The following is a 21,932-nucleotide window of genomic DNA, read 5'->3' on the forward strand; positions in this document are numbered from 1 at the left end:
TCAGAATCATGTTCGACACCCTTTCCAAAGCCGGTAAATACCTGGGCCAGGCCGCCAAAATGATGATTGGCGTGCCGGACTACGACAACTACGTCGAGCATATGCGTGTCAATCATCCGGACCAGACGCCAATGACCTACGAAGAATTTTTCCGTGACCGCCAGGACGCCCGTTACGGCGGCAAGGGCGGGGCGAAGTGCTGTTAACCCTCTTTCGGTAAATAGAGGCTGATCTGCTCCTGCTTGCAGCCGTAGATCGCTGCCAGCTTTTCACGGGTGCGCTTTTGCGGACGGGAGTCCAGCGCTTCCAGCTGCGACACGGCGGACTGGCTGATGCCCAGTTTCTCCGCCACCTCCTGCTGGGATAGCCCGCGCAGGATACGCCACGCGGCCTGCAGGCTGACGTTCTGCCAGGTCATGATGCTGCATACTTCTCCGGGCAATTCCACGTCATCCAGACTATCGTGTTCGACCTCAATATCCTCCAGATCGTCATCGGTTTCGTCGTCAATTTCTGACATCTGTAAGAGCATACGAAAATATTCGTGATAGGGAATAACGGCGTACTGCGTTTTCCCGTTATCGTCCTTGATTAGCTGTACAGCCATATGTGGCACTCTCCTCATGCAGGTAAGTCGTTGAAGTTCTGCGTTTGACGGCCAAAACATAACAATGGTCATCGGGATCGTCCCGAAGCGTATAGATGATGCGGTAATCGCCAACGCGTAGCCTGAAATGATCTTCTGTCGCCGATATTTTTTTGATATCGGGCCGGGGAGCCGAGCGGTCATCCAGCTCAGTAAGCTTTACCTCAATGCGTCGCTGATACCGCTCTTCAATCTTTGAAAACGCCTTCTTTGCACCATTGGACCAGACAATCTTCATCCGTACCTCCACTGTACGCCCACACAAAATATAAGGAAATAATAAGACTATTAGATAAATTCCGAATTTCTTATGGGGTACTGTAGAGCGGAGAAAAAATACAGGTAAGAGGTAAAACGCAAACCGTCGAGGCGCCTCGAGAAGGCCTCTGCCGGGCGACAGAGGCTTGCAGGAAATATGCGATCAGGCGTTCAACCCGCCGTCGACATCCAGCCCTGTGCCGGAGATCTGCCCCGCAGCCGGGCTGGCGAGGAAGGTGACCGCCGCCGCGATGTCTTCCGGCTGGCCGTAGTGACCGACTGCGATCATCTGGCGCTGGGCTTCCGCCTGTTCGCCGTCTTCCGGGTTCATATCGCTGTTGGTGGGGCCGGGGTGGACAAGGTTAACGGTAATACCGCGCGGGCCCAGATCGCGCGCCAGGCCGCGGGTGAGGGAGTTAAGGGCAGACTTGGTCATCGAGTAAACGGCAATACCCGGCATCGCCACGCGGTTGGCCAGACAGCTGCCGATGTTGATAATGCGCCCGCCGTCGGACATGTGCACCAGCGCTTCCTGAATGGCGATCACCACGCCGCGAATGTTGACGTTGATGAGCGCGTCAATGTCCGCCAGGGTCATGGATTCCAGCGGGCCGCCACGCGCGATACCTGCGTTGTTGACCAGAATGTCCAGCCCGCCAAGGGAACGCGCCGCATGGGTAACGGCATCCTGAATCGCCTGCGCGCTGGCGCTGTCGGCCTGCACAGCTTCGCTGTGTCGTCCCAGCGCCTTAATCTCCTCAGCGACCGCCTGGGCTTTATCGGCAGATTTTTCATACGTAATAATCACATCCGCACCGGCGCGCGCCAGCGACAGTGCAATAGCCCGACCCAACCCGCGGCTGGCACCGGTAACCAGCGCCTTTTTACCTGTTAAATCGATCTGCATGATGACCTCGTTACGAGAGTGGTAAGAATCATCATTAGGTATAGACGGTCAGGGAGATTAACGGCTGAAGTATTCCACCTTCTCAAACGCCGCGCGCAGAACCTCAGGCGTTAACGTCACCGGCAGATAATGAATTGACTCCACCGGACGCAGGGTGTGGGCAATCACCTTATCCAGCTCGTCGCGGTTGTGAATATCGACCTCCAGCGCGCGAAGCGTGGTCGGCAGGTTAAAACGTCGATACGCCGAGACCAGCTGTGCCAGCACGTCGTCCTGGCCGAGCAGGGCGCTCTGCACCAGAATGCCGTAGGCCACCTTGGTGCCGTGGAGGTATTTTTCCGTCTGCGGCAGCACGGTTAAACCGTTGTGCACCGCATGCGCCGCCGCCACGCGGGTATAGCGTTCGCCCAGACCGCCGACCATCCCGCCGCCGGCGATGATCGCATCCACCACGTCCCGAAAGACCTGCGTCTGTTCGCCGCGCTGCTGGTCGGCCAGCGCTTCCTCACTGTGCTCCAGCAGCACGTCGCGGATCGCCAGCGCGCCGTTGATGCCCAGCCGCACGGTCAGCGGCAGGTTTTCAGGCTGCGGAGCAAGCACTACCGCTTCGTACCACTTCGCCAGCGTATCGCCAATGCCCGCCAGCAGGTATTCCGCGGGTGCGTTGAGAATGATCTGTGGCTCTACCAGCACCAGGAAGTTGGCGTCATCGAAGATCTCAAAATGCAGCGCCTGCCCGGCATCGTTGTACCAGACGGAGAGCGGGGTCCATGCCGCGCAGGTTGCGGCAATGGTGGGGATACCCACGAACGGCACGCCCAGACGACGCGCCACGGCCTTGACGGTATCCAGCACCGCACCGCCGCCGACGCCAATCACCACGCTGGCGTCACTGCCGGATTCGTTCACCAGATGGATGACGTCGCGCTCGCTGCAGTGGCCTTTAAACAGCAGGTGTTTCGCCCCCGGCGCGTGAAAGCTCTCCGGCAGGAACGGGCGCGCGCCGTCGATAGCGCGCTCGCCGTAAATCCACACCGCGCGGGAAAGCTGTTCCGGGGTAAAGAAGTCATTCAGATGCGCAAGGCTTCCGGGATGGGAGAAGTAGTTCGCCGGGCCAGGCACGACGCGGATATCGGTGTTGCTCATGGTGTTGTCCTTTTTTAGCAAGCGCTAACCCGATGTTATGTCTGGACATCCGGATGGCTAATAATATTTCGCTTTAACTTATGCCTTTTCCGTCGTTGTCAGTCAACCGGAGCTGTGAAAAATTCGATAAATCAGAAGAGTTATGAAGGATTTACGCGGATGGTTTCCAGTCGCCTTGAGATGCGCGGTATCAGCCTGGCCTTTTCCGGCTTTCAGGCGCTGTCGCGCGTGAACTTCACCTTAACCGGCGGATCGGTACATGCGCTGACCGGCGCCAACGGCGCGGGGAAATCGACGCTGATGGCGGTGCTGTGCGGGACGCACGACCACTATGAGGGCGAAATCTCCATTAATAACCAGCCGGTAAGCATCCGCGAGCCGCTCGACGCCAAACGGCTGGGCATCCACCTTGTGCAGCAGGAGGTGGACGTGGCGCTGATCCCGGGGTTAAGTATCGCCGAGAACATTATGCTCGACCAGTTGGCGCAGCCGGGGCATCGCTTCCGCTGGCGTACCGTCCGCCAGCAGGCGAGACAGGCCCTGGCGCAGCTGGATGTTGCTCTGGACGTACGCCGTTCCATCGACAGCTGCACGCTTGCCGAAAAGCAGCAGATTTTGCTGGCGCGCGCCCTGTCACACCACTGCCGTTTTCTCATTCTTGATGAGCCCACTGCGCCGCTGGACGCGCACGAGAGCGAGCGCCTGTTTGCGGTGGTGAGACGGTTAAAGCAGCAGGGCATCGGCGTGGTGTTTATCTCCCACCGCATTCACGAGCTGAAGGCCATCTGCGACACCCTGACGGTGCTGCGCGACGGCAAGCTGATCGAGTCCGGCCCGATGGCCGATCTCAGCGGCGAAGCGATCGTCGAGAAGATGCTCGGCCACGTGCTGAGCGATATCTACCCGCCCGCGCGGCCGCCGCACGGCGACGAAACGTTGCTGCGGGTTGAAGGGCTGCACGACGACGCGCTGCTGAAAGATATCTCCCTGCACCTGCGCAAAGGCGAAATTCTCGGGATTGCCGGGCTGGCGGGCGCGGGCAAAACCGAACTCTGTAAGGCGCTGTTTGGCGCCAGCAAAAGCCGCGTGTCGCGCGGTGAGTTGAATCAACAGCCCTGGCAGCCGCGCGACCCGGCGGACTCGGTGCTGCGCGGCCTGGCGCTGGTGCCGGAAGAGCGGCGCAAAGAGGGCATTTTTATCGACGAGCCGGTGAGCATGAACCTTGCCGTGTGCGCCGATAACAGCTTCTCGCGCTGGAGCCTGTTCGGCCATCGTCAGGCGTGGCGCTGGGCGGAGGAGGTGATCGCTCGCGTCGGCGTGCGCGCCCGCGGTCCCGGACAGGTTTTGCGACGCTTGTCCGGCGGCAACCAGCAGAAGGTCGCCATCGGCAAGTGGCTGCGCAATGACGCGAGCGTGCTGATCTTCGACGAGCCGACCAAAGGCGTGGACGTGAAGGCCAAAACCGATCTGTTCCAGCTGATTGACGGCCTGGCGCGTGAGGGCAAAGGGGTGATTTACGCCTCCGGCGAATTTGCCGAGCTGGTCGGGCTGTGCGACCGCATCTGCGTGCTGTGGGACGGGCGCATCGTGGCGGAAATCGCCGGGGCCGAGGCCCGTGAAGAGACACTACTTTATTATTCAACCGGAGGAACGGCGTCGTGAGCAAGGCCCTTTCAGTAAACGCGACGGCGTCTGGTCGTCAGCAGATTTTCGATTTTCTCTACAAGTGGGGCATGCTGTTAACCGTCGTCGCGCTGGTGGCCGTCTTTGGCCTGGCGTCGGACAGCTTCCTCGATCCAAACAACATCATCAATATTCTGCGTTCGATTGCCATCGTGACGGTGATAGCTATTGGCGTGTCGATATCGCTGACCATTGGCGGGTTCGATCTCTCCGTAGGATCGACCGCGTCGCTGGCGAACGCGCTGGTGATTTCCCTTTTCGTCTGGCACGGCTTCGGCACCACCGAGTCGATTCTGATCACCCTCGCGCTCTGCACGCTGGTCGGCCTGTTTAACGCCTTTCTGATCGTCATCCTGCGCATTCCGGACATGCTCGCGACGCTGGCCAGCCTGTTTGTGATCCAGGGCGTGGCGATGACCTACAGCTACGGCGGGTCGATTACCGAGAACATGGTGCTGCCCAGCGGTGACATGGCGGAAGGCACCATCCCTGCGACGTTCAGCCTGCTGGGGCAGGTGCCGACGATTGTGATCATCATGCTGGTGGTGACGGTTCTGGCGCAGCTGGGGCTGTCGCTCACCACTCACGGTCGTCGGATGTACGCCATCGGCGGTAACCCGGAAGCGGCGCGTCTCTCAGGGATTCGCACCACCCGCTACAAGGTGGCGGCCTACGTGATTGCCTCCCTGCTGGCTGGCCTGGGCGGGATTTTGCTGGCCTCGCGCATTGGCTCATCGCAGGTAAACGCGGGCGGCGGTTACCTGATGGATGCGGTGGCGGCGGCGTGGATTGGCTTCTCGCTGGCCGGATCCGGCAAGCCGAATGCGCTGGGGACGTTGGTCGGGGCGGTTATTCTCGGCGTGCTGTCGAACGGGCTGGTGATGCTCTCCGTGCCGTATTACGCCATGGACATTATAAAAGGGCTGGTGCTCGCGGTAGCGCTGGCGATTACGTACATACAAAAACGCTGACAACACAACGGGATAAAAAAATGAAAAAGATTGCACTCTCTTTGGTGGCATTAGGGTTATTCACCGCTCTGCCTGGCTTCGCGGCCACGCCCGCACCGCTTCCGGCGGCCATTGCCAACCATGACGGCCCGATCCGCATCGCGGTGATCCGTAACCTCGGCTCAGACGACAACACCACGCAGTTTATTGCCGGGGCCATTCAGGAAGGGAAGAAGCTTGGCTTTAAGGTCAGCACCTTTTTAAGCAACGGGGACGACGCCAAATTCCAGGACTTCGTGAACCAGGCCATCAGCCAGAAGTACGACGGGATTATCCTTTCTCAGGGCCGCGATCCGTACTCCACCGCGCTGGTGAAAAAGGCGGTGGACGCCGGGATCAAAGTCGCCGTCTTTGATACGGCGGTTAACGGCGAGATCCCGGGCGTGACCGTCACCCAGCAGGATGATGCCTCCCTGACGAACCTCTCCTTCGGCCAACTGGCGAAAGATTTCAACGGCAAGGCCAATATCGTCAAGCTGTGGGTCGCGGGCTTCCCGCCGATGGAGCGTCGTCAGGCGGCGTATAAAGAGTTGCAAAAACAGTACCCGGACATCAAAGAGCTGGAGTCTATCGGCGCGGTCTCCTCTGACGTGCAGGGCGACACCGCCAACAAGGTGGGTGCGATTCTGGCTAAATACCCGAAAGGTAAAATCGACGCCATCTGGGGAACCTGGGACGCCTTCAGCCAGGGCGCGTACAAAGCGCTGAAAGAGAACGGCCGTACCGAGATCAAACTCTACAGCATCGACATCTCCAACCAGGATCTGCAGCTGATGCGCGAGCCGGGCAGCCCATGGAAGGTGAGCGTGGCGGTGGATCCGAAGCTGATTGGCGCGACCAACGTGCGTCTGGTGGCGAACAAGATTGCCGGGGAAGCCACGCCTGCGACCTACGATTTTAAGGCGGCCGCTATTCCACAGGCGCTGCTGACCGCCCAGCCGGGCGCGGTGAACGTGGCGTCGCTGGGGAAAATCATTCCGGGCTGGGGCCAGACGGAAGATTTTATCGCGCCGTGGTTTGCGACGCTGGAAGCCAGGTCAAAATAATGCCCGGTGGCGCTTCGCTTACCGGGCCTACGGTGTTGTAGGTCGGATAAGGCGAAGCCGCCATCCGGCGAAAGGACTCAACTATGTCTGCATTACCTCAACCCGAATACAGCCGCAACATGCGGCTGATTGGCCATAGCGATCAGGGTGGTCGCCCGGACGGCGTGCAACTGATGGTGCACCGCGGTTTCGCTTATATCGGCCATATGGTGTCGCAGGGCTTTTCGATTGTCGACGTGCGCGATCCGAAAAACCCGAAAGCGGCGGGCTACGTGCCCGCGCCGCCCGGCACCTGGAACGTGCATCTGCAGGCGCATGATGACCTGCTGCTGGTCATCAACGCCCGGGATCTGTTTGCCGATGCCCGCTTTGCCGACGAGAAGGTCTACTACACCCGCCAGGTGGGCGAGACTGTCCGCGACGTGCAGGACAAAGGCTGGAGCGCCGGGCTGCGCGCGTTTGATATCTCCACGCCGGACAGGCCGCGCGAAATCGGCTTTCTGTCGCTGAGCGGGATTGGCATTCACCGCATCTGGTACGTCGGTGGCCGCTGGGCGTACGTGTCGGCGCTGATCGACGGTTTTACCGACTACATCTTTCTGACGATTGATCTGGCCGACCCGCGTAAGCCTGAGGTGGCAGGGCGCTGGTGGCTGCCGGGGATGAACCAGGCCGAAGGTGAACAGCCGAACTGGCCGGAAGGGAAACGCTACGCGCTCCACCATGCGATTATTGCCGGCGATACCGCGTACGGCAGCTGGCGCGACGGCGGCCTGACGCTGCTGGACGTGAAGGATCGTACCCGGCCTAAGCTCATTAGCCACCGTAACTGGAGTCCGCCGTTTGGCGGCGGCACGCACACCGCGCTGCCGCTGCCGGACCGCGATCTGCTGGTGGTGCTGGATGAAGCGGTGCTCGACAACCAGGAGGACGGGGAGAAGCTCATCTGGCTGTTTGATATCCGCGAGCCGTCGAACCCGGTAAGCATCTCTACCTTCCCGCAGCCGGACGAAACTGACTACGTGGCGAAAGGGGCGCATTTCGGGCCGCATAATCTGCACGAGAACCGGCCGGGGAGCTTTGTCAGCTCCACGCTGATTTTTGCCACGTATCAGAATGCGGGCGTGCGCGCGTATGACATTTCCAATCCGTATCGTCCGGTTGAAACGGGGGCGCTGGTGCCTGCGGCACCAGAGAAAATGATGGATACCCGCCCGAATCGCCCGCAGGTGATCCAGTCGTGTGACGTGTTCGTGGATGCGCAGGGAATTATCTACAGCACGGACTATAACGGTGGGCTGTCGGTGATTGAGTATTTGGGGTGAGTGCGGTTTGATGCCCTCACCCCGGCCCTCTCCCACAGGGAGAGGGAGAAAATCAGAATCGTAGGCCCGGTAAGCGCAGCGCCACCGGGCACAAAGCCGGCACTCAGCTGTACTGCCGTACCCGCGCCACCAGATCTTCCGCGCTGTCGATACGGTCGGCAATCACAATCAGCGCCTTGCCGAGCGTTAACGCGTGGCGAAGGCATTCGTGGCGCATCGCCTCGTCCTGAATGGTGTCGATATCCGCGACGTGGGAAAGCCCGACGCTGCGGCGAATCAGCTCGGTGCCGCAGAAACCGATGGCGTCATGCCAGACTTTTTTCAGGAAGGCGGAGGCATAGCCCGGCGCGCTGAGCGCGGCGTCGCGCGTTTTCTCGTGTGCCAGCGCCTGGAAGCGCTCCGCGAAGGTGTTCCACAGTTCCTGAATATCGGTCAGGCGCTGTTCGCGGGCGGCGGCGGCATCGCGAATGCCCAGATGTCCCGGCAGGCCGCAGAAGTTCAGCAGCAGGTTGCCGATAGCGGTGCCGACGTCAAAGCCCATCGGCCCGAAATAGCCGAACTCGGCGTCGATGGCCTTCAGGCTGCCGTCGGCCACAAAAATCGAGCCGCTGTGGATATCCCCGTGCAGCAGGGCTTCAGCCTGAGAAAAGAAACGGTGCTTCAGGGAGGCCACGGCAATTTTCAGCTGGGCGTCGTCGCGCAGCGCGGCGACGTCATTTTCCAGCTCGGCCGGGTAGCTGTTGCGTTCGTGGATCTGGTACGGATCGTTGAAGAACAGATCTTCGGTGATCTCGCACATCTCCGGGTTGATGAATTTCGCCACCTGCGCTTTTTTCTCGTGCGGGTGCAGGTAGAAATCGCTGGTGTGGAACAGCGCGTGCGCGAGGTATTCACCCAGCTGACGCGCCGCCTGCGGGTAATAATTATTTTTGATCAGCTCGCCGCGCCAGATGCGATGGCTGGAGAGATCTTCCATCACCATCACCGCCAGTACCGGGTCAAAATGGTGGATTTTCACCGTGTGCTGCGGGCTGTGCCGGTAGTGCTCGACCAGGGTTTGCGCCTCCAGACGGGCGCGGTCCAGCGTCAGCGGCCAGGACTCGCCGACGCAGCGCACGTAGGGCAGCGCCTGCTTAACGATGATGCGGCTCACGCCCGCGTTATCGAAGATTTTGAACACCAGATTGAGGTTGCCGTCGCCTACCTCCTGCGCCTCCACCAGCGATGAAGGATCGTCAAGGCCGCCAAACTGCCTGGCATATTCCACGGCGTCCTGAGCGGTAAAGGTACGGTATTGCGACATGGCCTGCTCCTCACGGGTTTGCTAATAAAGACATGTAGACGTCTATACATCTGGATTTCATCCTGACACAATGTGCTACAACAACGCAACAGGGAATTAACGACATGCAGACATTACAGACGACCAGCCTGCGGGTAGCGGATAATCAGCTCTTTATTCTCGACCAGCAGGCCCTTCCGCAGGAGAAACGCTGGCTGGATGCCTCAACGGTAGAGGCGCTGGTGGGGCATATTCACGCCCTGCGGGTGCGCGGCGCGCCGCTGATCGGTCTCTCTGCAAGTCTGCTGCTGGCGCTGCTGGCGGAAAACGGCAAAAGCCGTGACGAGCTGGCGGTTGCGCTGGAAACCCTGCGCGCATCCCGCCCGACGGCGGTGAACCTGATGAACAACCTTGACCGCATGAAGCTGGCGCTGTGGCAGGAAGAGTATGTTCCGGCGCTGGTGGCGGAGGCGCTGCGCCTGATCGACGAAGACAAACGGCTCTGTGACGCCATTGCAAAAGCGGGCAGCGCGCTGGTGAAGCCTGGCAGCCGCCTGCTGACCCACTGCAACACCGGCGGGCTGGCAACGGCGGGCGTCGGCACCGCGCTGGGCGTGATTGCTCGCGCGCATCAGGAAGGCAAGGTCAGCAACGTCTGGGTCGATGAAACCCGTCCGCTGCTGCAGGGGGGAAGGTTAACCGCCTGGGAACTTGGCGAGCTGGGCGTGCCGTATCAGCTGATTACCGATTCTATGGCCGCCAGCCTGATGGCGAAAGGGCAGGTGGACGCCGTGTGGGTGGGTGCAGACCGCATTGCTGCCAACGGCGACGTGGCGAACAAGATTGGCACCTATTCCCTGGCGGTGCTGGCAAAATTCCACGGCATTCCATTCTACGTGGCCGCGCCGCAAACGACCCTCGACCCGGACTGCCCGAACGGCGACGCGATCCCGATTGAGCAGCGCGCCGCCAGCGAGGTGACGGGCGTCGCCGGAAGCTTTGGCGCGGTGCAGTGGGCGCCGGAAAACGCGCAGGTCTATAACCCGGCGTTTGACGTAACCCCCGCCTCGCTGATTAGCGGCTGGGTGCTGGATACGGGTGTGGTCACGCCGGAAGCGGTGGCAAACGGCAAATTCGCCTGAGTCCGGCTATCCTTTAAGGGGTTCCCTTAAGAGGACAATATCGTGACGCTCGATCCTGAAACAGACTTAAAACTGGAGCGCGTGGTGGATGCCCCGCGCGACCTGCTGTGGCTCTGCTGGACTACGCCCGAGCATATCAAAAACTTCTTCATTCCTGCTCCCCATAAGGTGACCGAATGCGACCTTGACCTCCGCGTGGGCGGACGGTTCAACACCGTGTTTGAGGTGGACGGTCAGCGGATGGATAACCGGGGTGTGTTCCTTGAAATCGACCCGGGAAAAAAGCTGGTCTTTACCGACGGCTATACCGAAGGCTGGAAACCAACCGAGAAGCCCTTTATGACGGCGATCCTGCTGCTGGAAGAGGTGGGCGAGGGCAAAACCCGCTATACGGCGATTGCGCGCCACCCCACGAAGGAAATCCGCGAGCAGCACGAACAGATGGGCTTCCACGAAGGGTGGGGGATAGTGCTGGATCAGCTGGTGGAGTATGTGAAGGGGCTAAACGCGTAGTGCGCGCTGGTGCCCTCACCCCGGCCCTCTCCCACAGGGAGAGGGAGAAAAAATCAAGCGAGGCGCGGATACGCATCCGCAATGGCGTTACCGGTAAACTGGGCCACCCAGCCTTCCGGATTATCGAAAATACGAATCGCCGTAAAGTTCGGCTCTGAGCCCATATCAAACCAGTGCGGCGTGCCCGCGGGCACGGAGATCAGGTCGTTTTTCTCGCACAGCACCTGATACACCTCATCGCCAATGTGCAGGCAGAACAAGCCCGCGCCTTCTACGAAAAAGCGTACTTCGTCCTCGCCGTGGGTGTGTTCATTCAGGAACTTCGCGCGCAGCGCGTCTTTCTGCGGATTGTCGGCGCGCAGGCTGATCACGTCCCAGCTCTGGTAACCCTTCTCTGCGACCAGTTTGTCGATCGCTTGTTGATACGCCGCGATCACGGCTTCAGGGGCGGGATCGTGTCCTAAATCGCGATCCGCCGCCCAGCGTTCAAACCGCACGCCTTTTGCGTTGAGCTGTTGGGCAATCTCGGCGGCGTCGGTGCTGTGCCACTGGTGTTGACTGGCGTCTTTGTCGGAATAAATGGTCAATGCGCTCATGAAGGGATCTGCTCCGGGTTAATCTCGTCAAACTGGTGGACCTGATGGTGGTGGCTTGCGCCGTCATCATCACCGCGAATCAGCTGCAGGGTACGAAAACCTGCTTGTTCAGCCGCGTCCAGCTCCTGATGAATATCGGAGAGGAAGAGGATCTGCGACGGGGCTATGCCCGTTTGCGCCGCAATGTTCTGATAAGACTGCACCTCGCGCTTGGCGCCGATGTGGGTGTCGAAATAGCCGCTGAACAGATGAGTAATATCACCTTCGTCGCTGTAGCCAAATAACAGTTTCTGCGCAGCGACGGAGCCAGAGGAATAAACATAGAGATCAATCCCTTGCGCTTTCCATTTTTCCAGCGCGGGCAGCACGTCCGGGTAGAGATGGCCGGTAAAGTCGCCGTTGACGTAGCCGTCGTGCCAGATGATCCCCTGCAGCGCTTTGAGCGCGGTCGATTTGCGGTCTTCATCCATAAAGGCAAACAGAGCGTCGATAAGTTCGCTGACGCTGGCGTGTGGGTTAGCGATTTCATCACGCAGGTTGTCCAGAATGGATTTCACCGGCTCGGCGTACTGCTGAGCGGTCACGAAGGCCGCCAGCCGCTCACGCGCATAGGGGAACAAAACATCATGGACAAAACGAATATCGCTGGTGGTTCCTTCAATATCCGTCACAATCGCGCGAATCATACTCTCTCCAGTTGTCGTAAACGCATTTCACATTCAAACAGGAACTCCAGTCCTTCCAGATGACGGCGGGCTTCGGCCACATCGCGTCCCCAGCAGGTTAAGCCATGGCCACGCAGAAGAAAACCATAATTAAGCGGACGTTCCTGGGCGTAATGAGCGATTCGTGAGGCGAGGGCGTCAATATCCTGGTCGTTATCGAAGACCGGAATAGCCACCGTGTCCAGATGCGTGGTCTGTCCGGTGAGGGATTTTTGCATCTCAAAGCCGCTGATGCTGAGCTCGGCTTCTTTGACCAGACGTGACAGCACCGTGGCGTTAACCGTGTGAACGTGCAGTACGGCGTTGGCCTCAGGGAACAGACGATAAATCAGCGTGTGCAGCCCGGTCTCCGCCGACGGTTTACGACCGGACGGCGCGCGGTTGGTGGCGATCTCCACCTGCAGAAAGTCATCGGTTGTGAGGCTACCTTTGTCTTTGCCGGATTCGCTAAGCCAGCAGAGATGTTCGTCCTGACGCACCGACATGTTACCGCCGGTGGCGGGCGCCCAGCCTTTGGCACCGATCCAGCGGCAGGCGTCGACCAGATGCGTGAGTTGCAGGTTGTCTGTCATTTTCCTTTTACCCTCTCGGACAGGAATATTCATATTGTTTAGACGTCTAAGCGTCTTGATTGCCAAAGACTAACATCGTGTTATAGTGGCAGCAACATAAGTATTACAAGCAGGCACAACACAATGAGCATTAACGCCTTGATTCCGCAAAGTAAACTTCCCAATCTCGGTACCACCATCTTTACGCAGATGAGCGCTCTGGCGCAGCAGCACAACGCCATTAACCTTTCTCAGGGGTTCCCGGATTTCGACGGCCCGGCTTATCTGCAGGCGCGTTTAGCGTATCACGTTGCGCAGGGGGCGAATCAGTATGCGCCAATGACGGGCGTACAGGCGCTGCGGGAAGCCATTGCCGACAAAACGGCTGAGCTGTATGGTCATAAGCCCGATGCGAACAGCGACATCACGGTGACGGCAGGGGCGACCGAAGCGCTGTATGCGGCCATCACCGCGCTGGTGCGCGCGGGCGATGAAGTGATCTGCTTTGACCCGAGCTACGACAGCTATGCGCCTGCGGTTGAACTTTCCGGCGGCGTGGTGAAACGCGTGGCGTTACAGCCACCGCATTTCCTCCCTGACTGGCAGGCATTTGCTGCGCTGCTGAGTGATAAAACCCGTCTGGTGATCCTGAATACCCCGCATAACCCGTCCGCGACGGTGTGGCAGAAAACGGACTTCGCCGCGCTGTGGCAGGCCATTGCTGAACGTGAAATTTACGTGCTGAGCGATGAAGTTTACGAGCACATCTGCTTTGCAGAAGAGGGACACGCCAGCGTGCTGGCCCATCCGCAGCTTCGCGAGCGCGCTATCGCCGTCTCGTCGTTCGGTAAGACCTACCATATGACCGGCTGGAAAGTGGGCTACTGCGTCGCACCGGCCGCCATTAGCGCTGAGCTGCGCAAGGTGCATCAGTACCTGACCTTTGCCGTGAACACGCCAGCTCAGCTGGCGCTGGCGGATATGCTGCGCGCGGAGCCCGAGCATTATCGCGCGCTGCCGCGTTTCTACCGTGAACGTCGGGATCTGTTCGTGACGGCGCTGAGTAAAAGCCGCCTGGAAATTTTGCCGTCTGAAGGAACCTATTTCCTGCTCGCGGACTACAGTGCGATTTCCGATCTGGATGACGTCAGCTTTTGCCAGTGGTTGACAAAAGAGGTGGGAGTGGCCGCCATTCCGCTGTCGGTATTCTGCGCCGATCCCTTCCCACACAAGCTGATCCGTCTTTGCTTTGCCAAGCAGGAATCGACGCTGCTGGCGGCGGCAGAGCGTTTGAACACGCTCTGATTATTTCACCGTCCAGGCTTCGGAATAGCGACGGTCTGCAAACAGCGCCAGCAGACCGTTGATTTGCTTGAGGCGCAGCACCTCGTCGCTGTCCATTCCGAGCTCTTTGCCAATTCGCTCATCATTCCAGCCGAGCTGTGCCAGTTCGCGCACGATCTCTGACATGGCGTTAATCTGGTGCCGACCCCGCGCCCGGTTGTGACGGATCGTGGCGGCCATACGGTCATGCTTTTCCTGTCGGTCCTGGCGCAGGCAGGTGACGGGGAGATATCCCTTGAGCTGGCGCTTTAACGCCGCCCGATTTTTGCCGATTTCATGGCGGTGGAAACCATCCACAATTTCGTAATGTTGCGGTTCACTTTCCGTTACGACAAGAGGTTGGGTGAATCCATCGAGTTCCAGCGACCTGGTGAGCAGCCGTTTTTCTGGAGGGGCAACGTTATTGGGGTTGTAGTCGTTAGCGATAATCGCGTCCTGTTTGATCCAGAGCACGCAGTCTATCGGTTGCTCACGAAAAGGACTGTGTCGATGGATCGCTTCACGAAAGGCATTGATGGCGTTAATCCGATCCTCTTCGGAAAGTGACTGCAGGTACGTTTCGATCTCGGTAATTATTCTTTGTCGCATAAAATGCCCCACTCCTTGCGTTTCGCCTTCACTCTGTCGCTGTAGCGCTGATAATGTTTGGGTTTATTTGGGCTGAACGACAGCGCCCTGCACCAGTAGTCATTATTAAGTAAAACCTTACAAATACGGCGCCATGAGGGGATGTCTTTGGCGCCGATATCGCCCTCCTGCGTCTCGGGAATATCCGGCATGCCTCTCTTCTGATACCAGTGCAGATAGATCGCGATTTTATTGCGGTAATGCTCAGCCGTGTTTTGCGGCATGCTGTCCAGCAGGAGCATGGCGTAGTCGCGCCAGCCGAGGTGCTCGGGTTTGAGGATTTTGCGGTGGCCGTAAAAATGGTTGTCCTGCCCGGCGTAGATACCGCCGCTGCGCACGCCGCTGACGCGCTCGCACATCGCGGCCCAGCGCTCGGGCTCGAGAACGTGATAGAGCCAGAGCCCCTGGCGCTGTTCCGGGCCGAAGGGTTCGCAGATGCGCATATAGCGCGGCGGGACGCCCGCCTGAAACATGAGGTTGTAGAGCGGGTTATAGCTGCACCCGGATTTTGCAAACCATGTCCAGATGTCTGCGGTTTTCCAGTCGTAGAGAGGATAGACGTACCACGCGTGCCCCCCGGGAGCGGTGGTTGTCCAGGGCTTATCGTCCGCGAAGCGCTGCTTGCGGTTGTTGGCGATGGTCAAAAACCGGTTGTAAGATTCATCGGCGCGGATACCTACCAGCATGGCTGCCGGCCGGTGCAGGGCAAACCAGTCGGAAAACGAGCGGACAAACGCTTCAAAGGTCATTCCCGCCTGGTAAAAATCAAAATAATCGACAGCGGTGATGGCGTCTTCCGGCGGCTGGCGCACCCAGCGCACGCCCGGCGCCCAGCACTGCCATTCCGGCTGATACTGTGAGAGCGAATTCTGCGTGGTCAGCGGAAGCGCCACCCAGTAAAAGTGCTCGATGACGTCCCGGTAGCATTCGCGCAGCGCATTAACGTGCTCAATGGTGCAGGAGAACTGCGCCTCCCAGTCAATAAACAGCACGCTGATTTTTCGCTTTTGCGCCCGGGCCATTTGCGCGGTGAGATGCAGCATGACGGTGGAGTCTTTGCCGCCGGAAAAGGAGACGCAGATGCGGGAAAAAGTGGCGAACGTCCAGTCGATGCGCGCCTGCGCGGCCTCCAGCACGTTAAGCTGCAGGGGATGTTTATACAGTGACATGTGCAATCTCTTCCTGAGGATGACTGTCGGGGCTTTTATTTACGCTAATTAAACATGAATAGTAAAGATATTAAAGCGAAACCGGAATAATGCGATTTATCCATGCCTGGATTGTTGCCCAAATGTAATTAAAAAGTATTCGGGCAATATCGGAAATTATTCCGCTTCGATTTTTTCAATGAATTGCGAAAACACGCTGCTGTTTAACGCTGAACGATTATATAGCATAAAAATATCTAATTTCGGAACCGTGAAAGGCAAGGCGACGCGCTTCAGGTTGAGAATGTCTTTATATCGCTCAAACATTGCGGTTGGAACAAAACCGACTAAATCACTCATGCCAATAATATTCATAATCGAAATCAGCGAGTCGCTGCGGAAGCAGAAATTCCGTTCCGGAAGGAGTACGTTCGACTGCTGCTGGAAGTCCTTTATGCCGTTCTCCTGGCTGCGCATCAGCGTGAATTTTTCCTGGCAGAGCTCCTCAAGCGTTGCGCTATCGCCAAGGCGGGGGTGCTCTTTGCAGCAGACCAGCTGTGCCGAAAACTGGATAAAGCGGGTACAGACGATAGAGCGGCTGTTAACCGGTGCAAAACTAAACACCAGATCGGCCTTGCGGTAGGCGAGCAGATCCTCGGCCGACTCAGGCGATAAGACCACATCATTATGTTCTATCTCGTAATTTCCGTCCGCAAGCAGAGACCTTAGCAGGTCGCCCAATCGCCCCTGGACCAGAATCTGCGGGCAGTAGATGACAAAGCTCTTTTTGATCTGCGCGTTATTCAGGATATTGATGGTCTGCTCAATATGATTAAGGTTTTCTTCCAGATGATGATGCAGGTTGATCCCCACGGTCGTCGGGGTGATGCCTTTACCCGAACGAATAAAAAGCGGGTCATTCAGCTGCGTACGCAGGCGTTGCAGAGACTGGCTCACCGCAGAGGGCGTGATATAGAGTGTTTCCGCTGCCTTGCTAATGCTGAGGTGCTGATAAATGCACTCAAAAATGACTAACAGATTGAGATCGAATTTTTTAAGGTCATAAAGATTTGCCATGGATCATCCTGAGTGTGTTGTTGTCATCTCATAACTGATAACTATAGTTCGAAGTTAATCATTTACAATCCTTGTGATTAACCTGCTTATTATATTTTGAATTCAAGCTTAATATATCACGAGGCTGGATTATTGAAATAGAACTTCAGCCGTTATTAAGATATTTTTATCTTTAAAACGTGCGGCGTTGTTCTCCAATAAGCACTCCCGGTTATAGATTTGCTGTGACGCATTATTGCCACTTTAGCGCCGGCTACCAGTCTGACCACTTATTGCAATCCATTCTCATTATTAATTCTCTCGTTATGTCGGGCAGACGCGGGCGTTATTCGGTAAAACCTATCGCAGCCATAGGGCGGAATGCCGGCGTGACGGATTGCCCAAACTGAAAACCGGTGCTGTAATCAAACCGCTGTTACGGCCTGATATAAGGTATGTAGAGCGCAACGCAACGCCAGCCCCGGCTGGCACTGAAAGTTCCTGTGGAAAGTTCAGGTATCAGGGCCGCCCACCAGGGCGGCCTTTTTACGTTCAGGCTTTCCGTTAATTCAGTTCACAACGTTGTCTTGTTGGTGTTGTAAGGTTTGGCTGATTGATTTGATAAAGCATACGCATTAGCCCCGATGGATAAAGTTGGTTACCTTACATCTCAACGAAAACACGGAGGAAGTACAGATGTCTTTGATTAACACTAAAATTAAACCTTTCAAAAACCAGGCGTTCAAAAACGGTGAGTTCATCGAAGTAACCGAGAAAGATACCGAAGGTCGCTGGAGCGTCTTCTTCTTCTATCCGGCTGACTTCACCTTCGTTTGCCCGACCGAACTGGGCGACGTGGCTGACCATTACGACGAACTGCAGAAGCTGGGCGTAGACGTTTACTCTGTGTCTACCGATACCCACTTCACCCACAAAGCGTGGCACAGCAGCTCTGAAACCATCGCCAAAATCAAATACGCGATGATCGGTGACCCGACTGGCGCCCTGACCCGTAACTTCGACAACATGCGTGAAGATGAAGGCCTGGCAGACCGCGCGACCTTCGTCGTTGACCCGCAGGGCATTATCCAGGCTATCGAAGTTACCGCTGAAGGTATCGGCCGTGATGCGTCTGACCTGCTGCGTAAAGTGAAAGCAGCGCAGTATGTCGCTTCTCACCCAGGTGAAGTTTGCCCGGCTAAATGGAAAGAAGGCGAAGCAACGCTGGCGCCATCTCTGGACCTGGTCGGCAAGATCTAAGTCTGTAAAGCCTGGCGGCGCTACGCTTGCACAGGCCTACAGTATCGTAGGCCGGGTAAACGAAGTGCCACCCGGCAATCAATGGGCGCACCCGCGCCCATGTTATTCCAGCACCATGATGCAAGTTGCATTCAGGCCGCCCGCATAAGGCAGCTTGCATGATGACGTCTTAAGAGAGGGAAGAACAATGCTCGACACAAATATGAAAACCCAGCTCAAGGCCTACCTTGAGAAACTGACTAAACCCGTTGAGCTGATTGCCACGCTGGACGACAGCGCGAAATCGGCAGAGATCAAAGAACTGCTGACTGAGATCGCCGAACTGTCGCCAAAAGTGACCTTCAAAGAAGATAACTCGCTTAACGTCCGTAAGCCTTCTTTCCTGATTACTAACCCAGGCTCTGAGCTGGGGCCGCGTTTTGCCGGCTCGCCGCTGGGGCATGAATTTACCTCGCTGGTGCTGGCGCTGCTGTGGACCGGCGGTCATCCGTCGAAAGAGGCGCAGGCGCTGCTGGAGCAGATCCGCGATATCGACGGTGATTTTGAGTTTGAAACCTATTACTCGCTCTCCTGCCACAACTGTCCGGACGTGGTGCAGGCGCTGAACCTGATGTCGGTCCTCAACCCGCGCATCAAGCACACGGCAATTGACGGCGGTACCTTCCAGAATGAAATCACCGATCGCAACGTGATGGGCGTTCCGGCGGTGTATCTGAACGGTCAGGAATTCGGTCAGGGTCGTATGACGCTGACGGAAATCGTCGCCAAAGTGGATACCGGTGCCGAAAAACGTGCCGCAGAAGCGCTGAACAAACGTGATGCCTATGACGTGCTGATTGTCGGTTCCGGTCCGGCGGGCGCGGCGGCGGCAGTGTACTCCGCGCGTAAAGGGATCCGCACGGGCCTGATGGGCGAGCGCTTCGGTGGCCAGGTGCTGGATACCGTGGACATTGAAAACTATATCTCCGTGCCGAAAACCGAAGGCCAGAAACTGGCCGGCGCGCTGAAGGCGCACGTCAGCGATTACGACGTAGACGTGATCGACAGCCAAAGCGCCAGCAAGCTGGTACCTGCTGCGGTTGAGGGGGGGTTACACCAGATTGAAACCGCCTCCGGCGCGGTGCTGAAAGCACGCAGCATCATCATTGCCACCGGTGCGAAATGGCGCAACATGAACGTCCCGGGTGAAGATCAGTATCGCACCAAAGGCGTGACCTACTGCCCGCACTGCGACGGCCCGCTGTTCAAAGGCAAGCGCGTGGCGGTGATCGGCGGCGGAAACTCCGGCGTGGAAGCGGCTATTGACCTGGCGGGGATTGTTGAACACGTAACCTTGCTGGAGTTCGCGTCAGAAATGAAAGCCGACCAGGTGCTGCAGGACAAAGTTCGCAGCCTGAAAAACGTCGACATCATACTGAACGCGCAGACCACGGAAGTGAAGGGCGACGGCAGCAAGGTGACCGGTCTGGAATACCGCGACCGCGTGAGTGGCGACGTGCACAGCGTGCAGCTTTCAGGGATCTTCGTGCAGATTGGTCTGCTGCCAAACACCACCTGGCTGGAAGGCGCGATTGAGCGCAACCGCATGGGCGAAATCATTATTGATGCGAAGTGTGAAACCAGCGTGAAGGGCGTGTTTGCGGCGGGCGACTGCACCACCGTGCCGTACAAACAGATCATAATCGCCACGGGTGAAGGGGCGAAGGCGTCTCTGAGCGCGTTTGACTACCTGATCCGCACCAAAACCGCATAAGAAAAGAAAGTAAGGCTACACCTGCAATAGCGAGAGGCCACCGAAAGGTGGCCTCTTTTTTTATCTGACGACCATCACCGGTATATGCGTGTGGCGGATCACGCTGGAGGCGTTAGATCCCAGCAGATGCGTTGTAATGGAAGGGTTGCGCGAACCGATGACCACCACGTCTGCTTTCAGCTCGTTCGCCAGTTCATTTACCGCATCACGTACGCTGCCGAATCTGACGTGCGTTTTGATCCGTGAAGGGTCGATACTGAAGTGGCTGACCATGGTTTGCAGGCGCGTTTCCGCCTCGTGCTGCAGATGCTCTTCGAAGCGGCGCACATCGGCAGCAAAGCGGTGCAGGCTCAGGCTGGCGGAGCCCGGGAGCACGTGCAACAGATGGATGACCCCGTCCTGCTGCGCCAGGAACTCCGCGTGGCGTACGGCCTTGTCGCTCAACTCCATCTCAAAAACATCAACCGGCATAATGATTCTCTGATACATACCCGTTTCTCCTTGTTTATAAACGCTGTACTCATTCAACCACAAAATAGTCATGGTTTCTGTAAGCGCCCCGTCAGTTTTCTTATCTTGCCAGGATAAATCTCAAAAGAACCGTATTCACGGGCAGACCTTCAGGGGTAGCTACCCTTATACACTTACCTGGAAGCTTTCGGAGGTCGCATGAAAGCACTTACGTATCACGGTCCACACCATGTTCGCGTCGAGAATGTCCCCGACCCCATCATCGAACAGCCCGACGATATCATTCTGCGCGTGACGGCCACGGCTATCTGCGGCTCCGATTTGCATCTCTACCGCGGAAAAATCCCGAAGGTGCAGCACGGCGATATTTTTGGCCATGAGTTTATGGGGGAAATCGTCGAGTGCGGTGCAGAGGTCAAGAATTTGCAAAAAGGGGATCGCGTGGTGATCCCTTTTGTCATCGCCTGCGGAGACTGTTTCTTTTGTCGTCTGCAGCAATACGCGGCCTGTGAGAATACCAACGCCGGGCAGGGTGCTGCACTGAACAAAAAGCAAATCCCCGCGCCGGCCGCGCTGTTTGGCTATAGCCACCTCTACGGCGGTGTGCCGGGGGGACAGGCGGAATACGTTCGCGTGCCAAAGGGGAACGTCGGGCCGTTTAAAGTCCCGCAGCTTCTTTCTGATGATAAGGCACTGTTCCTGTCCGACATTTTACCCACGGCCTGGCAGGCGGCAAAAAATGCACAGATTGAAAAAGGCTCAAGCGTAGCCGTTTTCGGCGCCGGGCCGGTGGGGCTACTGACCATTGCCTGCGCGCGGCTGCTGGGGGCTGAGCAGATCTTTGTCATCGATCATCATCCGTACCGGTTGCGATTTGCCGAGGCACGATACGGCGCAATTCCCATCAACTTTGATGATGATAACGACGCCGCGGAAAAAATCATCGAGCAGACCGCGGGCCAGCGCGGCGTTGACGCTGTGATTGATGCGGTCGGGTTTGAAGCGAAAGGCAGCACCACGGAAACGATCCTCAGCAATCTTAAAATTGAAGGCAGCAGCGGCAAAGCGTTGCGTCAGTGCATTGCTGCCGTGCGGCGCGGCGGGGTGGTCAGCGTACCCGGCGTATACGCAGGGTTTATCCATGGCTTCCTGTTTGGCGATGCCTTTGATAAGGGGCTGACGTTTAAGATGGGCCAGACGCACGTCCATGCCTGGCTGGGTGAACTGTTACCGCTGATCGAAAAAGGGCTGCTTACGCCGGAAGAGATCGTGACCCACTATCTCCCCCTTGCGGATGCGGAGCGCGCCTATAAGATTTTCGAAAAACGGGAGGAGGAGTGCCGGAAGGTGATTCTGGTCCCGGGCGCAGACACGCCCGAAGCCGCAGAGCAGACCGTTAAGGGCCTAGTGAATGCCTTCCCGGGTGGGGTGGCCTGAGAATGT

Annotated in this window: 23 protein-coding genes; 11 read left to right on the forward strand and 12 right to left on the reverse strand. The window is 57.7% G+C overall.

The features are described 5' to 3' along the window. The first annotated feature begins 8 nt into the window (after window positions 1-8). Window positions 9-206, forward strand: a complete 198-nt coding sequence (locus tag KGP25_RS06280) for a YbdD/YjiX family protein (protein ID WP_006809671.1) — start codon at window positions 9-11, stop codon at window positions 204-206. Here the strand turns inward: KGP25_RS06280 and KGP25_RS06285 are convergent. The 4 genes from KGP25_RS06285 to KGP25_RS06300 form a co-directional block, all read right to left on the reverse strand. Next, on the reverse strand, window positions 203-607 hold the full coding sequence (locus KGP25_RS06285; protein ID WP_045909615.1) for a helix-turn-helix transcriptional regulator: 405 nt from the start codon (window positions 605-607) through the stop codon (window positions 203-205). The genes KGP25_RS06280 and KGP25_RS06285 overlap by 4 nt on opposite strands. Then, window positions 579-884 carry a type II toxin-antitoxin system RelE/ParE family toxin gene (locus tag KGP25_RS06290; protein WP_032649596.1) on the reverse strand — a complete coding sequence of 102 codons (306 nt, stop codon included), beginning with the start codon at window positions 882-884 and terminating at the stop codon, window positions 579-581. Before KGP25_RS06290 ends, KGP25_RS06285 begins: the two co-directional genes overlap by 29 nt. A 183-nt stretch (window positions 885-1,067) precedes the next feature. Beyond that, window positions 1,068-1,811: a 3-oxoacyl-ACP reductase family protein gene (locus KGP25_RS06295; protein ID WP_045909613.1), complete on the reverse strand. Its 744-nt coding sequence runs from the start codon at window positions 1,809-1,811 to the stop codon at window positions 1,068-1,070. Between the two features lie 57 nt (window positions 1,812-1,868). After that, window positions 1,869-2,957 (reverse strand): oxidoreductase, encoded by a 1,089-nt coding sequence (locus KGP25_RS06300; protein WP_196345973.1) that lies wholly within the window; start codon window positions 2,955-2,957, stop codon window positions 1,869-1,871. 159 nt (window positions 2,958-3,116) lie between these two features. Here KGP25_RS06300 and KGP25_RS06305 point away from each other — a divergent pair, with 159 nt between their 5' ends. The 4 genes from KGP25_RS06305 to KGP25_RS06320 all read left to right on the forward strand — a co-directional run bounded on the left by KGP25_RS06305 (window position 3,117) and on the right by KGP25_RS06320 (window position 8,021). Beyond that, complete coding sequence (locus KGP25_RS06305; protein WP_223540136.1) at window positions 3,117-4,619, forward strand: sugar ABC transporter ATP-binding protein; 1,503 nt, start codon at window positions 3,117-3,119, stop codon at window positions 4,617-4,619. Continuing rightward, window positions 4,616-5,611, forward strand: a complete 996-nt coding sequence (locus tag KGP25_RS06310) for an ABC transporter permease (RefSeq protein ID WP_045909610.1) — start codon at window positions 4,616-4,618, stop codon at window positions 5,609-5,611. The genes KGP25_RS06305 and KGP25_RS06310 overlap by 4 nt, the downstream gene beginning before the upstream one ends. Window positions 5,612-5,631: 20 nt before the next feature. Next, complete coding sequence (locus KGP25_RS06315) at window positions 5,632-6,696, forward strand: sugar ABC transporter substrate-binding protein (RefSeq protein WP_039265942.1); 1,065 nt, start codon at window positions 5,632-5,634, stop codon at window positions 6,694-6,696. An 83-nt stretch (window positions 6,697-6,779) separates the two neighbouring features. After that, a complete protein-coding gene (locus tag KGP25_RS06320) occupies window positions 6,780-8,021 on the forward strand; it encodes an LVIVD repeat-containing protein (RefSeq protein WP_223540137.1) in 1,242 nt (413 codons plus the stop codon). A 103-nt stretch (window positions 8,022-8,124) separates the two neighbouring features. Here KGP25_RS06320 and mtnK read toward each other — a convergent pair whose 3' ends face one another. Next, complete coding sequence (gene mtnK / locus KGP25_RS06325) at window positions 8,125-9,324, reverse strand: S-methyl-5-thioribose kinase (RefSeq protein WP_223540138.1); 1,200 nt, start codon at window positions 9,322-9,324, stop codon at window positions 8,125-8,127. 104 nt (window positions 9,325-9,428) lie between these two features. On the opposite strand from mtnK, the gene mtnA reads away from it, so the two are divergent. Beyond that, the gene (gene mtnA, locus KGP25_RS06330) at window positions 9,429-10,445 is read left to right on the forward strand and encodes an S-methyl-5-thioribose-1-phosphate isomerase (RefSeq protein WP_063615568.1); all 1,017 of its coding nucleotides are present in this window, start codon (window positions 9,429-9,431) and stop codon (window positions 10,443-10,445) included. A 42-nt stretch (window positions 10,446-10,487) separates the two neighbouring features. After that, window positions 10,488-10,958, forward strand: coding sequence for an SRPBCC family protein (locus KGP25_RS06335; RefSeq protein WP_048026947.1), 471 nt, complete (start codon window positions 10,488-10,490; stop codon window positions 10,956-10,958). A 53-nt stretch (window positions 10,959-11,011) separates the two neighbouring features. Here the strand turns inward: KGP25_RS06335 and KGP25_RS06340 are convergent, their stop codons facing one another. From KGP25_RS06340 to KGP25_RS06350, 3 genes are read right to left on the reverse strand one after another with little or no spacing between them, the layout of a single operon-like run. Further along, on the reverse strand, window positions 11,012-11,554 hold the full coding sequence (locus tag KGP25_RS06340) for an acireductone dioxygenase (RefSeq protein WP_223540139.1): 543 nt from the start codon (window positions 11,552-11,554) through the stop codon (window positions 11,012-11,014). Further along, window positions 11,551-12,240, reverse strand: a complete 690-nt coding sequence (gene mtnC / locus KGP25_RS06345) for an acireductone synthase (RefSeq protein WP_008501009.1) — start codon at window positions 12,238-12,240, stop codon at window positions 11,551-11,553. The genes KGP25_RS06340 and mtnC overlap by 4 nt, the downstream gene beginning before the upstream one ends. Further along, entirely contained in the window at window positions 12,237-12,851 is a 615-nt protein-coding gene (locus tag KGP25_RS06350; RefSeq protein WP_032656195.1) for a methylthioribulose 1-phosphate dehydratase, read from the reverse strand. Before KGP25_RS06350 ends, mtnC begins: the two co-directional genes overlap by 4 nt. Window positions 12,852-12,974: 123 nt before the next feature. Here KGP25_RS06350 and KGP25_RS06355 point away from each other — a divergent pair, with 123 nt between their 5' ends. Beyond that, window positions 12,975-14,135 (forward strand): pyridoxal phosphate-dependent aminotransferase, encoded by a 1,161-nt coding sequence (locus KGP25_RS06355; protein WP_223540140.1) that lies wholly within the window; start codon window positions 12,975-12,977, stop codon window positions 14,133-14,135. Here KGP25_RS06355 and KGP25_RS06360 read toward each other — a convergent pair whose 3' ends face one another. The 3 genes from KGP25_RS06360 to KGP25_RS06370 all read right to left on the reverse strand — a co-directional run bounded on the left by KGP25_RS06360 (window position 14,136) and on the right by KGP25_RS06370 (window position 17,026). Continuing rightward, a complete protein-coding gene (locus KGP25_RS06360) occupies window positions 14,136-14,762 on the reverse strand; it encodes a ParB/RepB/Spo0J family partition protein (RefSeq protein ID WP_045909603.1) in 627 nt (208 codons plus the stop codon). Then, window positions 14,747-15,970: a phosphoadenosine phosphosulfate reductase gene (locus KGP25_RS06365; RefSeq protein WP_223540141.1), complete on the reverse strand. Its 1,224-nt coding sequence runs from the start codon at window positions 15,968-15,970 to the stop codon at window positions 14,747-14,749. The genes KGP25_RS06360 and KGP25_RS06365 overlap by 16 nt, the downstream gene beginning before the upstream one ends. Window positions 15,971-16,126: 156 nt before the next feature. Next, window positions 16,127-17,026 (reverse strand): LysR family transcriptional regulator, encoded by a 900-nt coding sequence (locus KGP25_RS06370; RefSeq protein ID WP_045909601.1) that lies wholly within the window; start codon window positions 17,024-17,026, stop codon window positions 16,127-16,129. Between the two features lie 675 nt (window positions 17,027-17,701). Between KGP25_RS06370 and ahpC the strand changes: the two genes are divergently transcribed. Together ahpC and ahpF are read left to right on the forward strand one after the other, a co-directional pair. Further along, entirely contained in the window at window positions 17,702-18,265 is a 564-nt protein-coding gene (ahpC, locus tag KGP25_RS06375; protein ID WP_008501015.1) for an alkyl hydroperoxide reductase subunit C, read from the forward strand. A 187-nt stretch (window positions 18,266-18,452) separates the two neighbouring features. Further along, the gene (gene ahpF, locus KGP25_RS06380; protein WP_223540142.1) at window positions 18,453-20,018 is read left to right on the forward strand and encodes an alkyl hydroperoxide reductase subunit F; all 1,566 of its coding nucleotides are present in this window, start codon (window positions 18,453-18,455) and stop codon (window positions 20,016-20,018) included. Between the two features lie 60 nt (window positions 20,019-20,078). Here the strand turns inward: ahpF and uspG are convergent, their stop codons facing one another. After that, window positions 20,079-20,507, reverse strand: a complete 429-nt coding sequence (uspG, locus tag KGP25_RS06385; protein ID WP_023310731.1) for a universal stress protein UspG — start codon at window positions 20,505-20,507, stop codon at window positions 20,079-20,081. 180 nt (window positions 20,508-20,687) lie between these two features. Between uspG and KGP25_RS06390 the strand changes: the two genes are divergently transcribed. Next, a complete protein-coding gene (locus tag KGP25_RS06390; RefSeq protein ID WP_045909599.1) occupies window positions 20,688-21,926 on the forward strand; it encodes a zinc-dependent alcohol dehydrogenase in 1,239 nt (412 codons plus the stop codon). Window positions 21,927-21,932 lie beyond the last annotated feature (6 nt).

It is taken from the genome of Enterobacter sp. JBIWA003, assembly GCF_019968825.1.
Taxonomy (GTDB): Bacteria; Pseudomonadota; Gammaproteobacteria; order Enterobacterales; family Enterobacteriaceae; genus Enterobacter; species Enterobacter quasiroggenkampii.